The 20458-nt window shown below is 64.1% G+C and carries 19 protein-coding genes; 10 read left to right on the top strand and 9 right to left on the bottom strand.

Annotation, left to right across the window (positions count from 1 at the left end):
* The first annotated feature begins 35 nt into the window (after positions 1–35).
* Positions 36–1115, top strand: coding sequence for a zinc-binding dehydrogenase (locus tag GDN70_RS28165; protein ID WP_152103313.1), 1080 nt, complete (start codon positions 36–38; stop codon positions 1113–1115).
* Between the two features lie 143 nt (positions 1116–1258).
* On the opposite strand, the gene ppk2 is transcribed toward GDN70_RS28165, so the two are convergent.
* Both ppk2 and GDN70_RS28155 read right to left on the bottom strand, forming a co-directional pair.
* Complete coding sequence (ppk2, locus tag GDN70_RS28160) at positions 1259–2179, bottom strand: polyphosphate kinase 2 (RefSeq protein ID WP_038971857.1); 921 nt, start codon at positions 2177–2179, stop codon at positions 1259–1261.
* A gap of 91 nt (positions 2180–2270) precedes the next feature.
* The gene (locus GDN70_RS28155; RefSeq protein ID WP_028144303.1) at positions 2271–2732 is read right to left on the bottom strand and encodes an Lrp/AsnC family transcriptional regulator; all 462 of its coding nucleotides are present in this window, start codon (positions 2730–2732) and stop codon (positions 2271–2273) included.
* 136 nt (positions 2733–2868) lie between these two features.
* On the opposite strand from GDN70_RS28155, the gene GDN70_RS28150 reads away from it, so the two are divergent.
* Both GDN70_RS28150 and GDN70_RS28145 read left to right on the top strand, forming a co-directional pair.
* Positions 2869–5232, top strand: a complete 2364-nt coding sequence (locus tag GDN70_RS28150; protein WP_028144302.1) for a transketolase — start codon at positions 2869–2871, stop codon at positions 5230–5232.
* A 210-nt stretch (positions 5233–5442) separates the two neighbouring features.
* Positions 5443–6873 (top strand): aldehyde dehydrogenase family protein, encoded by a 1431-nt coding sequence (locus GDN70_RS28145; protein ID WP_028144301.1) that lies wholly within the window; start codon positions 5443–5445, stop codon positions 6871–6873.
* Between the two features lie 186 nt (positions 6874–7059).
* Here GDN70_RS28145 and GDN70_RS28140 read toward each other — a convergent pair whose 3' ends face one another.
* A complete protein-coding gene (locus GDN70_RS28140; protein WP_038947019.1) occupies positions 7060–8037 on the bottom strand; it encodes an SMP-30/gluconolactonase/LRE family protein in 978 nt (325 codons plus the stop codon).
* A gap of 89 nt (positions 8038–8126) precedes the next feature.
* On the opposite strand from GDN70_RS28140, the gene GDN70_RS28135 reads away from it, so the two are divergent.
* Positions 8127–8951, top strand: a complete 825-nt coding sequence (locus GDN70_RS28135) for an NAD(P)-dependent oxidoreductase (protein ID WP_038971858.1) — start codon at positions 8127–8129, stop codon at positions 8949–8951.
* A gap of 69 nt (positions 8952–9020) precedes the next feature.
* Here the strand turns inward: GDN70_RS28135 and mddA are convergent, their stop codons facing one another.
* The 3 genes from mddA to GDN70_RS28120 all read right to left on the bottom strand — a co-directional run bounded on the left by mddA (position 9021) and on the right by GDN70_RS28120 (position 10731).
* On the bottom strand, positions 9021–9794 hold the full coding sequence (mddA, locus tag GDN70_RS28130; RefSeq protein ID WP_038974296.1) for a methanethiol S-methyltransferase: 774 nt from the start codon (positions 9792–9794) through the stop codon (positions 9021–9023).
* A 69-nt stretch (positions 9795–9863) separates the two neighbouring features.
* Complete coding sequence (locus GDN70_RS28125; protein WP_152103312.1) at positions 9864–10160, bottom strand: hypothetical protein; 297 nt, start codon at positions 10158–10160, stop codon at positions 9864–9866.
* A 265-nt stretch (positions 10161–10425) separates the two neighbouring features.
* Complete coding sequence (locus GDN70_RS28120; protein WP_028143478.1) at positions 10426–10731, bottom strand: nickel-binding protein; 306 nt, start codon at positions 10729–10731, stop codon at positions 10426–10428.
* Positions 10732–10882: 151 nt separating this feature from the next.
* Between GDN70_RS28120 and GDN70_RS28115 the strand changes: the two genes are divergently transcribed.
* Together GDN70_RS28115 and GDN70_RS28110 are read left to right on the top strand one after the other, a co-directional pair.
* Positions 10883–12676, top strand: a complete 1794-nt coding sequence (locus tag GDN70_RS28115; RefSeq protein WP_028143477.1) for a transcriptional regulator — start codon at positions 10883–10885, stop codon at positions 12674–12676.
* A gap of 203 nt (positions 12677–12879) precedes the next feature.
* Positions 12880–13290, top strand: coding sequence for a hypothetical protein (locus tag GDN70_RS28110; protein WP_028143476.1), 411 nt, complete (start codon positions 12880–12882; stop codon positions 13288–13290).
* Positions 13291–13328: 38 nt separating this feature from the next.
* Here GDN70_RS28110 and GDN70_RS28105 read toward each other — a convergent pair whose 3' ends face one another.
* Positions 13329–14009, bottom strand: coding sequence for a GntR family transcriptional regulator (locus tag GDN70_RS28105; RefSeq protein WP_028143475.1), 681 nt, complete (start codon positions 14007–14009; stop codon positions 13329–13331).
* Between the two features lie 174 nt (positions 14010–14183).
* Here GDN70_RS28105 and GDN70_RS28100 point away from each other — a divergent pair, with 174 nt between their 5' ends.
* From GDN70_RS28100 to GDN70_RS28085, 4 genes are all read left to right on the top strand, one after another.
* Positions 14184–15899: an IlvD/Edd family dehydratase gene (locus GDN70_RS28100; protein ID WP_049824224.1), complete on the top strand. Its 1716-nt coding sequence runs from the start codon at positions 14184–14186 to the stop codon at positions 15897–15899.
* Positions 15900–15954: 55 nt separating this feature from the next.
* Complete coding sequence (locus tag GDN70_RS28095) at positions 15955–16950, top strand: TRAP transporter substrate-binding protein (protein WP_028143473.1); 996 nt, start codon at positions 15955–15957, stop codon at positions 16948–16950.
* Positions 16951–17137: 187 nt separating this feature from the next.
* Entirely contained in the window at positions 17138–17716 is a 579-nt protein-coding gene (locus GDN70_RS28090) for a TRAP transporter small permease (protein ID WP_028143472.1), read from the top strand.
* Positions 17713–19053 (top strand): TRAP transporter large permease, encoded by a 1341-nt coding sequence (locus tag GDN70_RS28085; protein ID WP_028143471.1) that lies wholly within the window; start codon positions 17713–17715, stop codon positions 19051–19053. Before GDN70_RS28090 ends, GDN70_RS28085 begins: the two co-directional genes overlap by 4 nt.
* Here the strand turns inward: GDN70_RS28085 and GDN70_RS28080 are convergent.
* Both GDN70_RS28080 and GDN70_RS28075 read right to left on the bottom strand, forming a co-directional pair.
* Entirely contained in the window at positions 19013–19621 is a 609-nt protein-coding gene (locus tag GDN70_RS28080) for a histidine phosphatase family protein (protein ID WP_028143470.1), read from the bottom strand. The two genes, GDN70_RS28085 and GDN70_RS28080, sit on opposite strands and share 41 nt — an antisense overlap.
* A complete protein-coding gene (locus tag GDN70_RS28075; RefSeq protein ID WP_028143469.1) occupies positions 19618–20412 on the bottom strand; it encodes an enoyl-CoA hydratase/isomerase family protein in 795 nt (264 codons plus the stop codon). The genes GDN70_RS28080 and GDN70_RS28075 overlap by 4 nt, the downstream gene beginning before the upstream one ends.
* Positions 20413–20458 lie beyond the last annotated feature (46 nt).

Genomic DNA, 20458 nt, shown 5'->3' with positions numbered 1-20458 from the left:
GCTATCAACGGCTCCAACAATGCGGGAGGAGCCGGATGCGCGCTGCGATTTTCAGGAACGGCGAGATTGTCGTCGACAGGATGGCCGATCCGAAGCCGGGCCCCGGCCAGGTGCTGGTCAAGACGCTCGCCTGCGGCATCTGCGGCTCCGACCTGCATGCGCGCCAGCATGCGCCGCGGATGGTGGAGATGGCCAGGAAGACCGGTCGCACGCCGATGGATCTGTCGCGTGACGTCGTGTTCGGTCACGAATTCTGCTGCGAGATCATCGATTACGCCCCCGGCACGGAACGCAAGTTCAAACCGGGGACGCATGTCTGCTCGCTGCCCGCGCTGGTGACGCCGGAGGGCATCAAGGGGATCGGCTACTCCAACGACTTCGTCGGCGGCTATGCGGAGCAGATGGTCTTGAGCGAGCCGCTCCTGCTCGAGGTGCCCAACGGTCTTGCGCCGGAGCATGCGGCCTTGACCGAGCCGCTCGCAGTCGGCGTTCACGCCGTGGCGAAAGCCAACATCCGGGGCGGCGAGGTGCCGCTCGTCATCGGTTGCGGCCCTGTCGGGCTCGCGGTGATCGCGGCGCTGAAGATCAAGGGGCTGCACCCCATCGTCGCCGCCGACTATTCGCCGGCGCGCCGCGCGCTAGCGGCAAAGCTCGGCGCCGATATCGTCGTCGATCCCAGGGTGTCGCAGCCCTATGCGACCTGGGCCGAGCACGCGCAGATGTCGGATGCCGAGAAGGCGGCGCGGCCGCCGTTCCAGCTCATGCTGCCGGCGCTGAAGCCTGCGATCATCTTCGAATGCGTCGGCGTGCCCGGGCTGCTGCAGCAGGTGTTCGAAGGCGCGCCGCGCGATGCTCGGATCGTGGTGGTCGGCGTCTGCATGGAGACCGACAAGAGCGAACCCATGCTCGGCATCATGAAGGAGCTCAACGTCCAATACGTGCTCGGTTATACGCCGGACGAATTCGCAGGCTCGCTGCGGCTGATCGCGGAAGGGCAGGTGGATGCGGCGGCGATGGTCACGGCCGAGGTCGGCATCGACGGCGTCGCCAAGGCCTTCGCCGATCTCGCCAATCCTGAAGCCCACACCAAGATCATCGTGCAGCCGTGGCGATGACGGTACTGCGTAGGGTGGGCAAAGACGCAGAGCGCCGTGCCCACCATGCATCCGCGTTCCTGGTGAGATTGGTGGGCACGCTTCCGCCGTCGCTCTTCGAGCTATGGCGGACAAGCCGCTTTGCTCAACCCACGAAACCTTTCTCAATATTTTGCCGGCACGTACATCTCCGGCGGGACCGGCCCGCGGTGGTAATCTGGGTTCCGCACGCGCGCCGGCAGCACCACCGGGACCCGCGCGACCTCCTGGTATGGCATCTGGCTCAGCAGATGCGCGATGCAGTTCAGCCGCGCGCGCTTCTTGTCGACGGCATCGACGATCCACCACGGTGAATCCGGAAGGTGCGTATGCTCCAGCATGGTCTCCTTGGCCTTGGTGTAGAGCTCCCAGCGGCTGCGGGCCTCGACGTCCATCGGGCTCAGCTTCCACTGCTTCAAGGGGTCCTTGATGCGCATGGTGAAGCGGAACTGCTGCTCGTCGTCGGTGATCGAGAACCAGTATTTGACCAAAATGATGCCGGAGCGGATCAGCATCCGCTCGAACTCCGGCACCGTCTGGAAGAACTCCTGGTATTGCTCGTCGGTGCAAAAGCCCATCACGCGCTCGACGCCGGCGCGGTTGTACCAGCTGCGATCGAACAGCACGATCTCGCCGCCGGCCGGCAGATGGGACACGTAGCGCTGAAAATACCATTGCGTGCGCTCGCGCTCGCTCGGTGCTGGCAGCGCGGCGACGCGGCAGATGCGCGGATTGAGGCGCTGGGTGATGCGCTTGATCACGCCGCCCTTGCCGGCGGAGTCGCGGCCCTCGAACAGCACCACGACCTTCTTCTTCTCGCTCTGGACCCAGTCCTGGAGCTTGACCAGCTCGCCCTGGAGCCGCAGCAACTCCCGGAAATAGAGCTTGCGGTCGACCGCCGGGCCCAGCGTATCGGTCTCCTCCAGGAGCTCGTCGAGACGCGCATCGTCGAGCTCCATCTCCAGCTCTTCGTCGAGATCGTCGGTCATTTCCCGAATAATGCGCTCGCGTTTGGCCATTTCAGGGGTGCGGTCGGATGCGGTCATGGGTCCTTCTCTCGGCTCGGGTGCCAGTCGCCGAGGACCATCGGTGGCGTTTATTGCACCCTTGTGACAGCCCGGAGCAGGACTGCGGGCATCACACCGGCAGCGCGATCGAATACTTCACCTGGCTCAGCGCAAAGCTCGACTCGATCGAGGCGATGCCGTCGAGCCGGGTCAGCTTGGTCTTGAGGAAGGTCTCGTAGGAGGCGAGGTCGGCTGCGACGACGCGAAGCAGGTAATCGCGGTTGCCGGTCATCAGATAACACTCCAGCACCTCGTCCCATTTCGAGATCGCGCGCGCGAAGCGGTTGAGATCCTCCTCCTTCTGCCGCGCCAGCTTGATCGAGATGAAGACGCTGACATGCAGGCCGAGCGCCTTCTGGTCCACGGTCGCAACGTAGCGGCTGATGACGCCGCGCTCCTCCAGCAGCTTGACCCGGCGATGGCAGGGCGAGACCGAGAGGCCGACCTTGTCGGCGAGTTCCTGCATGGTCAGCCGGCTGTCTGCCTGAAGCAGTGCGAGGATCTTTCGGTCGATGGCGTCTAGCTCTGGCATTGGGATAAAACCTGCATATTTTGGGTAGTTATTAGTATGATATCCCAATATCATCAGGTATTGCGCGAAAAATTGAGAAGTTTGGCGCCCCTCGCAGGCGTATCATCGCCCCACCTGTTTTCCGGGAGCCTTTGCCATGCCCGTCGATACCGCCCGCCTCGACACCTTGACCGCGCTGAGCCGCAAGGCGCTGTGGCTGTCGTCCTGGACCATCCACCACGCCAACCACATCCGCCCCAATGCCGACGGGTTGAAGGTCGGGGGACATCAGGCCTCGTCCGCCTCGCTCGCCACCATCATGTCGGCGCTGTATTTCCATGTGCTGCGCCCCGAGGACCGCGTGGCGGTGAAGCCGCATGCGAGCCCGGTGTTCCACGCCATTCAGTATCTGTTCGGCCGGCAGAGCCGCGAGAAGCTGGAGAACTTTCGCGGCTTCAAGGGCGCGCAGTCCTATCCCTCGCGCACCAAGGACGTCGACGACGTCGATTTCTCCACCGGCTCGGTCGGCCTCGGCGTCGCGCAGACGCTGTTCGCCTCGCTGGTGCAGGATTACGTCAAGGCGCATGGCTGGATGAAGGATCGCCGCGAAGGGCGGATGATTGCGCTGGTCGGCGACGCCGAGATGGACGAGGGCAACATCTGGGAGGCGCTTGCCGAAGGCTGGAAGCACGGCCTGCGCAACACCTGGTGGGTGGTCGACTACAACCGCCAGTCGCTCGATGCCGTCGTGCGCGAGGGGCTCTGGGAAAAGTTCGAGACCATGTTCCGCAATTTCGGCTGGGACGTCGTCATCGTGAAATACGGCCGCCTGATGCGCGAGGCCTTCGCCGAGCCCGGCGGCGAGGCGCTTAAAGCTTGGATCGACAATTGCCCGAATGCGCTTTACGCCGCGCTCTGCTTCCAGGGCGGCGCCGCGTTCCGAAAACATCTGCACGACGAGATCGGCGACCAGGGGCCGATCACGAAACTGATCGACAGCCGCAGTGACGAGGAATTGCTGGCGCTGATGTCGAACCTCGGCGGTCACGACATGGCGAGCATGCTGGACGCCTTCGAATCCATCGACCACGATCGCCCGGTCTGCTTCATCGCCTACACCATCAAGGGCGTCGGCCTGCCGTTCCAGGGCCACAAGGACAACCACGCCGGCCTGATGACGGTCGCGCAGATGGAGAAATATCGCGACAGCCAGAACATCCGGCCCGGGCATGAATGGGAGAAGTATGAAGGCCTCGCGCAATCCGCCGCCGAGCTCGATGCGTTCCTCGCGCGCGTGCCGTTCAACCAGGACGGCCGCCGGCTGACCGCGCCCGTCGTCGAGGTGCCCCAGCAGCTCGCGTTCAAGCCGTCGCCGCAGATGTCGACCCAGCAGGGCTTTGGTCTCGTGCTGAATGAGATCGCCCGCGGCGACAGCGAACTGGCCAAGCGCATCGTCACGACCTCGCCCGACGTCACGGTCTCGACCAATCTCGGTCCCTGGGTGAACCGGCGCGGCTTGTTCGCGCGCGCCGAGAAGGCGGACTTATTCCGCAGCGAGAAAATTCCCTCCACCTTCAACTGGGACTTTTCGCCCAAGGGCCAGCATCTCGAGCTTGGGATCGCCGAGATGAACCTGTTCATCATGCTCTCGGCGCTCGGGCTGTCGCACCAGATCAACGGCGAGCGGCTGCTGCCGGTCGGCACACTCTACGATCCCTTCATCGAGCGCGGGCTCGATGCGCTGAACTACGCCTGCTACCAGGACGCGCGCTTCATGGTGGCGGCGACGCCCTCAGGCATCACGCTCGCGCCCGAGGGCGGCGCGCACCAGTCGATCGCAACGCCCCTGATCGGCATGGCGCAGGACGGGCTCGCCTCGTTCGAGCCGGCTTTCGTCGACGAACTCGCCGTGATCATGGCTTTCGGTTTTGAGCACATGCAGCGCGATCCGGGCGAGGGCGGCTCGGTGTATTTGCGCCTCTCGACGCGCAGCATCGAGCAGGTGCAGCGGATCATGACGCCGGAGCTTGCGCAGGGCATCACCGACGGCGCCTATTGGCTGCGTAAGCCTGGCCCCAATGCCGAAGTCGTGATCGCCTATACCGGCGCGGTGGCGCCGGAAGCGATCGAGGCCACGGGCTTCGTCGGCGAGAGCCGGCGCGACATCGGCCTGCTCGCGATCACCTCGGCGGACCGCCTCCATGCGGGTTGGACCGCCGCACGGAAATTGCGGCGGGATCGCCGCGGCGTGCAGCATCTCAGCCACATCGAAAAACTGCTGGCGCCGCTGCCGCGCGACTGCGGCATCGTGACCGTGATCGACGGCCATCCGTCCGCGCTCGGCTGGCTCGGCAGCGTCCGCGGCCACCGCGTCGAGGCGCTCGGCGTCGAGCAGTTCGGCCAGACCGGCACGATCGCTGACCTGTATCGACACTACGGCATCGATGCCAACGCAATCATCGATGCGGCCGAAAGCCTCACCACCGGCGCGCCGGTGCTGCATCGGAAGATGGCGGTGTAACTGAAAAAGCTCGGTTGTCATTCCGGGGCTCGCGCCGAGAGGGCGCCCGGAATGACGACCGGACAGAGCCTTGCCTCGCCCCGTCTCTCCGCCCATATTCCGCGCGTCCGCCGCAACGCTGGCCCCGCATATGGCGGGTTCAATTGCCGGCGCTTTCGTGCAAGGATGCCTGCCGAAACGCCCCCACATGCCCCCAAGAAGAGGTTAACGATGGTCAATCGCATGCAATTCTACATCGACGGCGCCTGGGTCGATCCCGCCGTCAAGAAGTCGACCGCCGTGGTCAATCCCGCGACGGAAGAGGCGATGTACGAGGTTGCGCTGGGCTCCAAGGCCGACGTGGACAAGGCGGTTGCCGCCGCCAAGCGCGCCTTCGCAACCTTCTCCCAGACCAGCCGTGATGAGCGCGTCGCGCTGCTCACCAAGGTCATCGAGGTCTACAAGGGCCGCCTCAAGGAGATCGGCGCCGCCGTGTCCGACGAGATGGGCGCACCGCTGCCAATGGCAGAGAAGCTCCAGGCCGGCGCCGGCCTCGGCCATCTCATGACCACGCTCGACGTGCTCAAGAACTATCATTTCGAGGAGCCGGTCGGCACCGCCATGGTGCTGCGCGAGCCGATCGGCGTGGTCGGCATGATCACGCCCTGGAACTGGCCGCTCAACCAGATCGCCTGCAAGGTCGCGCCCGCGCTCGCCGCCGGCTGCACCATGATCCTGAAGCCGTCGGAGTTCACCCCGACCTCGGCGCTGATCTTCGCGGAGATCCTCCATGAAGCCGGCGTGCCCAAGGGCGTGTTCAACCTCGTCAACGGCCTCGGCCCCGAGGTCGGCGCCGCCATGAGCGAGCACCCCGACATCGACATGATCTCCTTCACCGGCTCGACCCGTGCCGGCATCGACGTGGCCAAGCGCGCCGCGCCGACCGTGAAGCGCGTCAGCCAGGAGCTCGGCGGCAAGTCGCCGAACGTCATCCTCGAAGGCGCCGACCTCACGAAGGCGGTGACTGGCGGCGTGATGCACATGTTCAACAACTCCGGCCAGTCCTGCAACGCACCCTCGCGCATGATCGTGCCGCTGTCCAAGATGAAGGACGTCGCCGCGATCGCGAAGGCCGTCGCCGACAAGACCAAGGCCGGTGATCCCCGCGCCGAAGGCACCACCATCGGTCCAGTCGTCAACCGCGGCCAGTGGGATAAGATCCAGGGCCTGATCAAGAAGGGCATCGACGAGGGCGCAACGCTCGTCGCCGGCGGCCCGGGCCTGCCCGAAGGCGTCAACAAGGGCTTCTATGTCCGCCCGACCATCTTCGCCGACGTCACCCCCGACATGACGATTGCTCGTGAAGAAATCTTCGGACCGGTGCTGACCATCATCGGCGCCAAGGACGAAGCCGAAGCCGTGCAGATCGCCAACGACACGCCGTATGGCCTCGCTGGCTACGTCACGGGTGCCTCGGTCGAAGACGCCAAGCGCGTCGGCCGCCAGATCCGCGCCGGCAACGTCAACCTCCAGGGCGTGCCCAACGACCGCACCGCGCCGTTCGGCGGCTACAAGCAGTCGGGCAACGGACGTGAGTGGGGCAAGTACGGCCTCGAGGATTTCCTCGAAGTGAAGGCCGTCGCCGGCTTCAACGCGGCGTAAGTTTTTAGCGGTTGAACAAATGACGCCGGAGCGGGCAACCGCTCCGGCGTTTTTGTTTTGGGCGGCGTGTCGCGACACGGCGAGGTGCCGTAGGGTGGGCAAAGGAGCGAAGCGACGTGCCCACCATCACGCCACAAGCGAGCAGTGGTGGGCACGCTTCGCTTTGCCCACCCTACGAGTGCGGCGCTAGCCGCCGAGCGCACCCTGCGTGTTCACATACAACGCGTAGATCGACTGGCTCGCCGCCATGAACAGGCGGTTGCGCTTGACGCCGCCGAAGCAGAGATTGGCGCAGCGCTCGGGCAGCGCGATGCGGCCGATCATCACGCCGTCGGGCGCGAACACCACGACGCCGTCGAGTTCGGGATCGCCCATGCCCCAGCCACACCAGAGATTGCCGTCGATGTCGCAGCGCATGCCGTCCGGCGTGCCGGGACCTGCGTCGATGTGGACGCGCTTGTTGGAAATCTTGGTGCCGTCGGGCGAAACGTCATAGGCGAGGATCTTGCGGTTCGGCACGCCGCGGGATTCCACGACGTACAATATCCTCTCGTCCGGCGAGAAGCACAGCCCGTTCGGCCCGAGCACGCCCTCTGCGACGATGGTCGCCTTGCCGGTCGCGGGATCGAGCCGGTAGACGTTCGGGTCGATCTCGGGCTCGGCCTTGTAGCCCTCGTAATTGCCGAGCAGGCCGAAGGTCGGGTCGGTGAACCAGATCGATCCGTCCGATTTAACAACGACATCGTTCGGCGAGTTCAACCGCTTGCCGTTGAATTGATCCATCAGCACGGTGATGCTGCCGTCGTATTCAGTGCGCACCACGCGCCGCCCGCCGTGCTCGCAGGTGACGAGCCGGCCCTGGCGGTCGCGCGTGTTGCCGTTGGCGAAATTGGAGGGCTTGCGGAACACGGAGACCGCGCCGGTCTCTTCCTCCCATTTGATGATGCGCTGGTTTGGGATATCGCTGCAGAGCAGATAACGCCCGTCGCCGAACCACACCGGTCCCTCGGCCCAGCGCAGGCCGGTCGCCAGCCGTTCCACCGCCGACAGTTTCAACCAGTATTTTTCGAAGCGGGGATCGAGCGCCATGATCGCGGGGTCGGGGTAATAGGTCGCCGGCCGCCAGCCTGGCCGTTCCTGGGTGTGGGACGATGCCTCATTCATGTCGGTTCTCACGTTTCGTTCCCTCTGGACAATCCTGCTATCATTAGGGACACGTGACGGCAAATTGGTCACCAACGGTGAGGGAAGACATGCCGCGTATTTTGATGACGGGAGCTTCGGGCGGAATCGGCACGAGCCTGCGAAAACTGCTGCCGCCGATCTATTCGGACCTCCTGCTGTCCGACATCAAGCCGCCCGCCGATCTCGGCGCGAACGAGAAGTTCAAGGCAGCGGACCTCGCCGATCTCGCGCAGTGCGAGGCGATATGCGAGGGCGTCGACGGCATCATCCATTTCGGCGGCTATTCGGTCGAAGGCACCTGGGACCAGATCCTCCAGGCCAACATCATCGGTGGCTACAATCTGTTCGAGGCCGCGTACCGCAAGGGCGTCAAGCGCGTGGTGTTCGCCTCGTCGAACCACGCCGTCGGCTTCTATCCGCGACACCACAGGATCGGCGCCGACGTGACCCCGCGCCCCGACGGGCGCTACGGCGTCAGCAAGGTGTTCGGCGAAGCCGTCGGCGCGCTCTACGCCGACAAGCACGGGCTGAAGGTGACGTGCCTGCGCATCGGCAATTTCGGCGACATGCCGCTCGACCAACGCCGGCTCGCCATCTGGCTCAAGCCCGATGACCTCGTGCAGCTCTGCCGCATCGGGCTCGAGCATCCCGACATCCATTTCGAGGTGTTCTACGGCGCCTCCCTCAACGAGCGCGCCTGGTGGGACAACCACCGCGCCTATGAACTCGGCTATCGCCCCACCGGCCGCGCCGAAGATTTCCGCGAGCACGCGATGGCCGAGCAGGCCAAGCTGAAGCCGGATCCGGTCGGGGATTATTTCCAGGGCGGCACGTTCTGCAGCATGGAGTTCGATGCGGACCCGAGCCGGATCATCGACTGGAAGAAGCGCTAGGGAGCGCGCTCGACATGGCCAGAGCGGCCGAGCTCTGCTTGGCCGCTCAAACCGTAGCTTCGCGCCGGATCAGAACAGGCCCGGGAGCAGCATCGCTACCTTCTCCCTGTAGTGTCGGTACTGATCTCCGAAAAGAGTGATCAGGTCGCGCTCCTCCAACCAGATGCCGACGAAGATGTAGGCCGTCGTCACCATCGCGAACAGCATGTGCCCGAGCGTCATGGTAGGCGTCGACCAGAACGCGATAATGAAGCCGAGATAGATAGGATGCCGGATCAGGCGGTAGAGGCCCGGCGTCCTGAACTTCATCGGCTCGGCGAGCCGCCCCGCAAAGTGGCTGACGACTTGCGTAAGTCCGAACAATTCGAAATGGCTGATCAGAAACGTGCTGTACAGCACGATGAGCCAGCCGGCGAAGCTGCCGGCGACAGCGGCGTAGGCTGCCACCGGCGTCTCAATCTCCCAAACCACGGCGGTGATGGGACGCCATTGCCAGAACAGCAGGATCAGGCTCAGGCTTGCCAGCAGCACATAGGTGCTGCGCTCGAGCGCGGGTGAGGCGAAGGCGGCGAACAGCTTCTTGAAGCCCTGGCGAGCCATGCCGCTGTGCTGGACGGCAAACAGGGACATCAGCGCGAGATCAATCAAGAGGGCCTGTGCGGTCGAACCAGCCACGCCGCTGTCGATCGTCTTGGGCACGATGAACCGCGAAATGAAGCCGACGGCGTAGAGAAAGGTCCCGAAGAAGATGAGATAGGCAAGGAGGCCATAGCCGAGCACGAAGCTTCGTGCCAAGAGCGAGCTTGCCGTCTGTGTAGGTCCGTTTTGCATGGTGATGGACATGATAGAGTTTCCAGTTCAGTGGTGAGAGCTTGAACGGCTGTTTCAGCGGGCGTGTCACCGCCGCCTTCGTCAGGTTGCAAAGGCTGTCGGAACCGTCGCGGCCTTGCATTTGCCGGGGCTTTTCCGGACCATTGCGCCGCCGCTCACGCCCTCGGTGCGATGGTCGCCGAACGTCGTCGCAGCCGAAGCCAGAACAAGCGACATCAGGACGGCCCCGATCGTCCCGATCGCCAGCGCGGCGGTTCTGGATTTGAAATTTCCGAGTTTGAAATTCTTGAAATAGGAGGTCTTGGCTTCGGAAGCGTCGGATTGGAAGAAAGAATTCATGACTATCTCCTCGAATTGAAGCTGTTGCTGGAAATGCAAATCCTCTGATCGTGAAGCGTGTCTCGAACCGTGCCATCACCGCTGGCCGTGGTGCCGCCGCAACCTTTCGCGAACTGCATTGCGGCCTTCTCGCGGTTCGCCAGCATGCTGGCGACAGACTGATTGATGAGCCGGCGAAGCCGCAACAGGATGCCGGCGAGATACCGCTGCGAGGGGCTCAGTGCGGGCGGCGCCTGAGACTGAACGGACATTTTCTTATCCTTTCGTGGAATCACGAGTCGATGACGGCGCCCGCGCTGATTTGCTATTCGGCGGCGGCCGTCTGCGGTGTGGGATCGCCGCGGACGACCACTGTCGTGGCAACCTTGTAGAACTCCTCGCCCGGCATGCCGACGCGCCGTGCATGCTCGCGGATCGACTCCCCATCGCGCGCTTCATAGATGCAGAAGGTGCCGATGCGGCCGTCGGCCTCATGGACCACATAGCTGCGGATCCAACGGACGCGGTGGGACATCTGCTCGTTGCCGATCCGAGCGGACCTCGCGCCGGCGGCTTCCAGTTCGCTCAAATTTGCCCAGGCGCTCGGGCGGCGGATGACATAGAGTTCCATCAGACATCTCCTCGGGGTTTTTGCCTGCGGGGCGGAAGCGACCCAGGCCGTGAGGAGCTATAGAGGCGACCGGTGCTGACCGTCCTTACCGCGGGCTGATCATTGCCTGATCCTTGTCTGAACCTTTTCCGCATCGCCTGGACTTAACGATATGACCCTCAGGTTTGGACCCTTCGAGCTCGATGAAGAGGGCCGTGCGCTCATCCACGCGCAGCGGGAAGTCGCGTTGCAGCCGCGTGTGTTCGATCTGCTGGTCTACCTGACGCGCAACCGGGATCGGGTCGTCACCAAGGAAGAGCTGCTCGATACCCTCTGGCCTGATGTAACCGTCACCGACAATTCGTTGCAGCGGGCGGTGAGCATGCTGCGTGGCGTGCTGCGCAAGGGTGGCATGGATAGTGCCATCCGGAACATGCCGGGCAGGGGATATCGTTTCTGCATCGACGGCGTATCCGAGATGCAGGTCGCCGCTTCCGAGACGACGGACGAGCAGGCCCCGGACGTGCGGGCGCAAGCGCAACGCGCCGCTGCCGTGCAAGCCTGGGACGAAGCCGCAGCGTTGTTCGAGGCGGCCGATACCGTCGAACCGCTTGATGGCGCCGACTTGCACCAATGGGCGCTGGCCTTGCAATGCGCTGGCAAGGCCGATGCGGCCCTGCCTCTTTTGGCTCGTGCAGTTGCCGCCCATACCAGGGCCGGCAACGTCCCGCTGGCCGTCGTCGACGCCGTCACGCTCTCCGGCTTGCACTTCGAGCGCGGCCAGGCGGCGATTGCCAAGGGCTGGCTGGCACGGGCGGAAGATTGGGCCTCCGAAGTCGAGGATCCCGCCACGACTGCGCTCATTCTCTGGATGAAGTCGAAGGTCGCCGCGTTCGAGGGCGAGCCTGAACAGGCGCTTTCACTTGCTGATGTCGCGTACAGCACGGTCCGGCACAAGAACGCTATTGGCATCGAGGCGCTGAGTCTTGCTTATCGCGGGTTCTACCGGCTGTGTCTTGGCGATACACGTGCTGGATTAGCGGATCAGGACCTCGCCGCTGCGATGGCGCTCTCCAGTGGCGATATCGATCCAATCGTCGGAGGCATCCTCTACTGCAACATCCTGTGGGCGGCGCGGATGTTCGGAGATTGGGCGAGGGCCGACCAGTGGACGCTGGGCTATCAGAAATATTGCACCGAGAGCGGGATGGAATTGTCCGGCTCCTGCCAGCTTCATCGGTCAGAAGTTCTCGGTGTCAGGGGCTCGCTCGGCGAAGCTTTGCTCCGAATTCAGGACTCGTTGGCACGGCTCACCGGTGATGCGCCTTGGGCGATCGGCGACGCCAATCGCGTGCTTGGCGACGTTTACGCAGCGATCGGCAATGAAGACGACGCGCTCGAGGCCTATGAAAAGGCTTACGCGCTCGGCTGGTGCCCGGAACCCGGTCGCGCCATGCTGTTGCTGGAACGCGGTGAAGCGGAGGCGGCTTACGCCAGCCTCGAGCGCAGTCTGATCGGAAAGTCCTGGTGGACCCTGCAGCGGCGTGGGATCCTGTTCGCACATCTTGCACTCGCGGCCGCGCACACGGGCCGTCGTGAGCAGGCGCTTGAACTGATCGAGGAACTCTCCGGAAGTCCGGACCGGTGGCCGATGCCGTCGATCCGGGCATTGACGAACGAAGCGCAGTCGGTCCTCGCGCATGCGCGCGACGACTATGAGGCAGCACTGCGACATCTGCATCTGGGCCGGCAATTGTGGTCGAGCATCGACGGGCGAGTGCAGGCCGTCAGGTTGAGGCTGCGGATCGCGAAGCTGCAATTGGCGCATGATGACGTTCGAGGCGCCTCGGCGGAAATTCATGCGGCGCGGCTCGTGGCCGGCGAACTAGGCTCTCGGAAGTTCGAGGCTGAGTGTGCGGCTTTGCGACGCGAGGCCGATATGCGTGCGACGGGACGCGCTGCCTAGCGACCGTCCGCGATGCGTCCCTGCCTTGTCAAGCGGCACGTGGTTTTTCGTTCGGGTCAGCCGGCGCCGCCGCTTTGTTCTGGTGTCCCGCCCCTTGATGTGGATCAATGGTACTCCAGCTTTTCGGCTTTCGATCTGTGCGATCGGAATTCAGCAACGATTGCGTTGATGACGCCGCAGAGGCGGCAGCGAAAGCCACGGCAATGAAAATCAAATTGTCAGTCGCGATATTCGCGATGATGGTTTCCAGACCGACGCTAGCCGCCCCCCTCACCGAGGCCGAGGCGGCATTCCTCGACCAGCTTGTCACGGCATCGGTGGTGCTCGAACAGCGATGCGACGGTTACGAGGTCGATGGCAGCGGCAGCATTCAGCTCGGCGCCCGGCTACTCGGCAGTCCCGACGTCGCGATGGCCATGATCGACGCCTATGCCGCGGCCATCAGGGCCCGCGACGGCGAGAGCTACGATCCCGGCAAATTCCGCCCTGAAGTGTCCGACGCGGCGAGCAAGACCTTCAGGCGCATCCGCACGGACTTGATCAGAAACCCGAAAAGGGCCTGCGCCGATTATGGCGAGGCGAGCGTGGATCGTGGGCTGTTGAGGCGGTACTGAACGGATCTTCAGCGTCGTCCAACGGCAGCTCGATCGGTCTACGCGCTAGCCCCTCCAATCCTCGCCAGGTAATCACTCTTGCTGAACTGCATGTGATCGACACACAACTGCGCCAGCGCCCAGCTGTCGCGTCCCCTGAGTAGCTCGATCATCATCTCATGTTGGCGCCGCGATTGCGCGAGCCCCTCGCGGTCGGCGAGGTTCTTGGCGCGCATCGGCAGGGTCAGGTTCATGTAGTCCTGGAGCGAGCGGACCAGATAGGGATTGCCGCAGGCCGAGAACAGCGCGAGGTGGAAGGCGTCATTGGCTTCGTGGATGCCGCGCAGATCCTGCGCATCGGCCTTCGCGCAATATTGTCGTTGCAGCGCGGAGAGCTCGTCGATCAGCACTCGCGGCGCGGGCAGCGGGATCATCAACGCGGCCTGCCGCGTCAGCATCTCCCGGACCTCGTAGATCTGCCGGACTTCCTCGGCCGAGTAGAACCGGACGGTGGCGCCGACGTTCTTCTCCCGGCGGACGATGCCGCGCCGCTCCGCATCCACCAAGGCCTGCCGCACGAAGTGGCGGGAGGTGCCGTAGCGCGACATCAGCGCGTCTTCAGTCAGGCGCGCGCCCGGCGGCAGGCGACCGAAGATGATGTCCTCCTCCAGCCGCGCGACGACGTCGTCCGGATCGTCGCGCCGGACCGGCGTGCTGTCTGCGGTGCGAATGTCGGACATGCCTTCGGCCTCCCGGCGTCTGGCCGGCTCGCCCTGTGGAGCAGGCAAGGGACAGATTGTCAATAATTTGTGCCGAAGAAGGTGCTTATGGGCGGAAAATGCGACAATATGGACCAGGCTTATTGACAATCCACGTTCAGGCTGTACCACAATGGCAACTTCAGGAGTGGCATGATGACGAGTGGGTTGCGCAAGGGTCTGACGAGCTATGGCGATGCCGGCTTCTCGCTGTTCCTGCGCAAGGCGTTCATCAAGGCCATGGGCTATTCCGACGACGCGCTGGAGCGTCCGATCGTCGGCATCACCAATACCTATAGCGACTACAATCCCTGCCACGGCAACGTTCCGCAGATCATCGAAGCCGCCAAGCGCGGCGTGATGCTGTCGGGCGCGATGCCGTTCGTGTTTCCGACCATCTCGATCGCCGAGAGCTTTGCGCATCCGACCTCGATGTATCTGCGCAACCTGATGGCGATGGACACCGAGGAGATGATCCGGGCCCAGCCGATGGATTCGGTGATCGTGATCGGCGGCTGCGACAAGACGCTTCCGGCGCAGGTGATGGCCGCGATCAGCGCCGACCTGCCGACCGTGGTCATTCCGGTCGGGCCGATGGTGGTCGGCCATCACAAGGGCGAGGTGCTGGGCGCCTGCACCGATTGCCGCCGTCTCTGGGGCAAGTATCGCGCCGGCGAAATCGACGATGTCGAAATCGAAGCAGTGAACGGCCGCCTCGCGCCGTCGGTCGGCACCTGCATGGTGATGGGCACGGCCTCGACCATGGCCTGCATGATCGAAGCCATGGGCCTGTCGCTGCCGATGAGCGCGACGATCCCGGCGCCGCATGCCGAACGTTTCCGACTTGCGGAAGCGAGCGGCAAGGTTGCCGCCGAAATGGCCAAGACCAAGGGGCCGAAGCCGAGCGAGCTTCTGACACCCGCGTCTTTCAAGAACGCGCAGGTCGTGCTCCAGGCGATTGGCGGCTCCACCAACGGCCTGATCCATCTGACCGCGATGGCGCATCGCTCGCCGCATCGGCTCGATCTCGGAGTGTTCGACCAGATCGGCCGGGAGGTGCCGGTGCTGGTCGACCTCAAGCCGTCGGGCGAGCACTATATGGAGCATTTCCATCACGCCGGCGGCGTGCCGAAGCTGCTGGCGCAACTCGGCGACCTCGTCGATCTCGATGCCAAGACGATCTCGGGCCAAACGCTGCGCGACGTCGTCGCCAATGCGGAGGACGTGCCGGGCCAGGATGCGATCCGTCCGCGCGACAATCCGATCAAGACGGAAGGCGGCCTCGCCGTCCTGCACGGTAATCTCGCGCCGCGCGGCGCGGTGATCAAGCAATCGGCCGCGAGTCCCAAGCTGTTGAAGCACACCGGCCGCGCCGTCGTGTTCGAATCCGTCGAGGACATGACCTTGCGGGTCGACGATCCCGATCTCGACGTGACCGCCGACGACGTGCTGGTGCTGCGCAATGCCGGCCCGAAGGGCGCGCCGGGCATGCCGGAGGCGGGCTACCTGCCGATCCCGAAGAAGCTGGCGCGCGGCGGCACCAAGGACATGGTGCGCATTTCCGATGCGCGCATGAGCGGCACCGCGTTCGGCACCATCGTTCTGCACATCACCCCGGAATCCGCCGTCGGCGGGCCGCTGGCGCTGGTGAAGAACGGCGACATGATCAGCCTCGATGTGGCCAAGCGCAGCATCGAGCTGCTGGTCGATGCGGCCGAGCTGGAGCGCCGGCGCGCTGCATTGAAGCCGGCGGCCGCGCCCGATGAAGCGCGGCGCGGCTATGCCTGGCTGTTCAACGAGACCATCATGCAGGCCGACGAGGGCTGCGACTTCGATTTCATGCAGAGGACTGGGAAGACCGAGACAAGCTGACCGAACGACGAACGCCCAGACCGCACAAGCGGCGGGCATAACACAGGGGGAAACGATGATTGCACGATCCATGCGTGGGTTGGCGGCTGCGGCCGCCGTGCTGTTCGTGACCGGGGCGGGGGCGCAGGAGGCGAAGCACTATCGCTTCGCCTACGACCAGCCGCGCAACACCGGCTATTCCATCGCGGGCGACATCTTTGCCGAAAAGCTCAAGGAGTTGAGCAAAGGCACCATGATCATCGACCAGTATCCGGGCGCGCAGCTCGGGCAGGAGCCGCAAGTGCTCCAACTCGTGAAAGCCGGAGATGTCGAATTCTCCATCATCTCCTCTGCGAACACCGCGACGATCTCGCCGCAAGCCGGTGTGATGTCGCTGCACTATCTGTTCCGCGACGAGAACCACGTGGTCAAGGGCCTCGCGGATCCCCGCGTGTTCGAAGCGCTCAAGGCCATGATCGACGAGACCACCCAGGGCCTGCATGTGATCGCGACCGGCTCGCAGGGCGTGCGCCACATGTACGCGAAGCGGGAGATCCGCAATGTGGCCGATATCAAGGGCGCAAAGGTCCGCGTGCAGGCGACCGCGACCGAGGACACCATGTTCCCGGCCTACGGTGCCCAGACCGTGCACATGCCGTTCGGCAGCGTCTACACGAGCCTGCAGACCGGCGTCGTCGACGTCGCCGAGAACAGCATCAACGTCTACCTCGTCAACAAGCATTACGAGGTCGCGCCGGTCCTCAACATCACCGAGCACGAGGCCAACAACGCGCTGGTGTTCATCTCCGACAAGCTCTGGCAGAGCCTCTCGGCCGAGCAAAAGGGCTGGGTGCAGACCGCGGCCAACGAGATCAGCACCAAAGAGCCGGCGAAGGCGTTCGAGCTGGAGCGCACCGCCGCCGAAAAGCTGAAGAAGATGGGCGTGAAGATCGTCGACAACGTCGACAAGAAGAGCTTCACGGCGGTCGCCGATCCCTATCTTGACAAGCTCGCCAAGGAGCTTGGCCCGCACGCCGAGAAGGTCAAGGACTTGATCCGGTCGATTAACTAGGGCGCTTGCGGCCATCCTTCGAGACGCCCGCCTTGCGGCGGGCCCTCAGGATGAGGTCTCGTTTCGCGGCGAGATTTTAGACCCTCATGGTGAGGAGCCCGTGAAGCGGGCGCCTCGAACCATGCAGGCCGAGCGTGATCGGCAGCTTCGCAGCTGTCACATCCGATAGCTTTGGGACGGGGGACTAATGGCCATCGCCGACAAACTGCTTGTGCATCGCCAACGCCACCTGAAATGGCGCGGGCTCGACTGGCTCGAGCTCGCGCTGATGATCCTCTGCGGCGTGCTCTGCTTTGGCTTCTCGCTGTCGGTCACCGCCGACATCGTCACCCGGACCATCGGTCATCCCTGGCTGTGGCTCCAGGAGGTGACCTCGACGCTGTTCATCTACGCGATCTTCGTCGGCACGGCGGCTGCGACCCGGCGCAACGACCACCTCTATCTCACCGCGATTTCCGAGGCGATGCACGGCACGTCGCGCATGATCGTCGAAGTCATCATCCGCATCGTCGTGCTCGGGGTTGCGTTCTGCCTGATCTGGTACGGCTATCAGAATTATCTGCGCGGCTTCGGCAGCTTTCGGTTGCCGTCCGGCACCCCGATCGCCTCGCTCTACGCGATCATTCCGCTCTCGGGCGTACTGATCGGCCTGTTCACCATCGAGCAGCTGGTCAACGGCCTGCGCAACGGCTTTGATCATCCCGAGCCGCCCGAGGAAGATGGAACGCCCATCGTCACCGACGCGCAGGCGAGGGCGCAGCTATGAGCGCACCTGTTGTCCTGGCGTTGATGACGGTCTGCTTCCTGTCGTTCGGCTATCTCGGCGTGCCGGTGCCGTTCTCGCTGATGGCCGGTGTCTTCATCGGCGCGATCCTGTCCGACGTCTCGCTCGCCGCCATCATCCAGAAGATCTTTGACGGCGTCGATTCCGAGGCGCTGCTGGCGATCCCGTTCTTCCTGCTGGTCGGCGAGCTCATGAGTTCGGCGAATGTGGTGGTGCGAATAGCCAATCTCTCGGTATCGCTGGTCGGTCACATCAGGGGCGGGCTGTCGCAGGTCGTGGTCGTCTTCAGCATGTTCTTCTCGGAAATGTCGGGCTCGACCACCGCCGACGTCGCCGTGATGAGCCGGGCGCTGGGCGGCCCGATGAAGCGCGAAGGCTATGATCCGGCCTTCATCGCCGCCATCATCGCCTCGGCCTCCACAATCGCCGCGCTGGTGCCGCCGAGCATTACCGCCGTCGTCTATGGCGCGGTCGGCAACGTCTCGATCGCCGGCCTGTTCATGGCGGGCGTGGTGCCCGGCCTGATGATCGGCTTCGGTCTGATGCTTTATTGCTACTTCTTCGGCCCCTCCGGCCTGCGCAAGCCGCGCGCGCCGCTGCGGCAGGTGGTGTTCGCGGCCGGCGATGCGGCCTTGCCGCTGATGATCCCGGTGATCCTGCTCGGTGGCATCCTGACCGGCTGGTTCACGCCGACCGAAGCCGGCGTGGTCGCCGTGGTCTGGATCGTCCTGGTCGTGATTCCCGCGCTCAATCGCGGGCACATCAAGAGTATCCCTTACGATTTCTGCATTGCCGGACTGATCTTCTCGCTGCCGCTGGTCACCATCGGCGCAGCCAATGCCTTCGGCTGGATGCTCGCTTATCTGCGGGGTGCGAGCTACATCGCCGAGATCATCACCTCGATGGCAGGTAACGATCCGCATCTGATCATGCTGCTGATGGTGCTGCTCTTCACCATCGTCGGCGACTTCATCGAACCGGTGCCGACCATCATCATCTTCATGCCGCTGGTCAACACACTGACGGAGGCCGGTGACATCAATAGCGTCCATATGGGCGTGGTGCTGATCGCCACGCTCGCCTTCGGCCTGATCACGCCGCCTTACGGGCTGGTGCTGCTGATGGCGTCGAAATTCGTCGGCATAAGTTTCGCGAAAGCGCTACGCGCTGCGTTGCCGATCTATCTGGTGTTCCTGGGGACGATCGCATTCGCGATCTACTTCCCGAGCGTGGTGCTGTGGCTGCCGCAGAAGGTGCTGCCGGAATCGGTCGGCTGCTTCAAGTCGCCGGCGGGGACGGGCTATATCTGTCCAAAGTAACGACTTGCTCGACCCGCCAATGCGCGCCGTCGCAGACGTAGCGAAACGGCGTGCCGTGGCTGTTCTTGAAGTAGCTGCCGGACAGCGCGTTGGCCATCCCCTGCATCACCGCGTCATGGCAGACGAACAGGAGATCGTCGCCGGGATGACGGTCGAGCCACGCGGCGACGCAAGCCAGCGACCGTTCCGTCATGGCGTCCCAGCTCTCGCCGTCGGCCGGCAGGATCGAGACGAGGCCCGTCGCCGACGTGACGCCGTGCTTGATCATGAGGTCGCGGACAGGCAGGCCTTCAAAGCTTCCGAAGTCGAACTCGATGATGCCGTCGTCGATCGCCAGCGGCACCGCGATCGCGGCCGCGATGATCTCGGCCGTTCGTGCCGCGCGGGCCAAGGGACTTGCAACGATTCGGCTGATGCCGGCGCCGCGCAGCATGTCCACGGCCTCGTGCGCCTGCCGGAGGCCGTCCTCGTTCAGCGGATTGTCGGTCCGCCCCTGGAATCGTCCCTCGCGATTCCAGTCGGTCGCGCCGTGACGAAGGCCGTAGAACGTACGCGCTGGTGTCGTCACTTTGACTTGCTCGTGAATTTCTTCACGGCGCTGCGAAATTCCTCCGTGTTCATCGCCATGATGATCTTGTGTTCCTCGGCATCGAGCTGCTGCTTCACCGGCGTGGTGGCGGCCTGATAGACCAGCGATTTGGTGCCGGCGATTGCAGCCGGCGGGTTCTGCGCCAGACGCTCGGCGAGTTTTCGCGTGGCCGCCTTCAGTTCGGCGGCCGGAACCGTCTTGGCGACGAGGCCCCATTCATAGGCCTGCTGCGCGGTAAAGTTGTCCTCGGACAGGAAGATCTGCAGCGCCCGGCGGGAGCCGACCGTGCCGACGATGCCGACCGTCGAACCGCCGTCCGGCGACACTCCGATCTTGGCATAGGCGGGTGTGAACTTGGCGTCATCAGCGGCGATGCAGAGATCGGTGACGAAGGCGAGGCCCATGCCGGCGCCGGCCGCCGAGCCGTGCACGCTGGATAACGAAATTTTCGGCATGCGCCTGACGATCTCGATGAAGGCGTGATAGTGCTTCAAGAGCTCGCCGACCACGGGCGTCACCGTGCCCGCTTCGGCGGCGGCACCAATCGTCTGCAGATCGCCGCCGGCCGAGAAGGCACGGCCTTCGCCTTCGAGCACGACGACCCTGATGTCGTCAGCGGCTTCGATATAGGCCGCGAGCTGCTCGAGCTTCTGCGCGATGGCGAGATTGATGGAGTTGAACGCGGCGGGACGGTTGAGCGTGATGGTCGCGATCGGGCCGTCGATCCGCAGCAGGGCGGGATCATCGGGCAGGGAGATGGGAGCTGGCATCTGGAATATCCCCGGCATGAGGTGGCTCGTGCGACTAAATCGCAGA

This window comes from Bradyrhizobium sp. TM102 (assembly GCF_009176685.1).
Classification (GTDB): domain Bacteria; phylum Pseudomonadota; class Alphaproteobacteria; order Rhizobiales; family Xanthobacteraceae; genus Bradyrhizobium; species Bradyrhizobium ottawaense.
Note: the sequence above shows the minus strand (reverse complement) of the source record. Positions and strands in the feature narration are given on the sequence as shown.